The organism is Chryseobacterium sp. BGARF1 (assembly GCF_001677955.1).
In the GTDB taxonomy this organism is placed as follows: Bacteria; Bacteroidota; Bacteroidia; order Flavobacteriales; family Weeksellaceae; genus Chryseobacterium.
The window spans coordinates 1-505 of record NZ_LELA01000214.1; the positions used below are offsets into that span (position 1 = coordinate 1).

General features: G+C 42.2%; 1 protein-coding gene. It reads right to left on the reverse strand.

All coding sequences use genetic code 11. From position 1 onward, the window contains the following. Nucleotides 1–185: 185 nt before the first annotated feature. The coding region (locus AB671_RS21645) for a transposase (RefSeq protein ID WP_066682354.1) at nucleotides 186–505 on the reverse strand (320 nt) is incomplete at its 5' end.

Genomic DNA, 505 nt, shown 5'->3' on the forward strand with positions numbered 1-505 from the left:
TTTCGTAGTTTCCAAGCCATCATAGCCGTATTCGAGGTAGCTTTGATACCATTTGTAAAAACTACTTCTAGCGATTCCAAAACTTTCCCAGGTTCGCTTCACACCGATTTCACTCCTGGTCACCGTTTGAATGATGTCGTATTTCTCGGCTGCTGATAATCTCATATATTTCCTGTATTTATCGATTAATCCAGCCTGTCTAAACTTTTTTTTACAATGTCATAGCGAACGACCAGGTCAGCTACGATCTCTTTCAAACGTGCGTTTTCCTTCTTCAGATCTGATACTTCATCACTCGTAGCTTCTCGAGCGACATCTCCATTCAGACGCTTCTTTCCTGCTTCCATAAACTCCTTGTTCCAGGCATAAAACTGCGACTGTGCAATATTATGGTTCCTGCAAAGTTCGGCTACGGATGTCTCAGCTCGAAGACCTTCCATCACGATTAGAATCTTTTGCTCTGCGGTAAATATTCTGCGGGTGTTTTGCCGAATATCTTTTACAA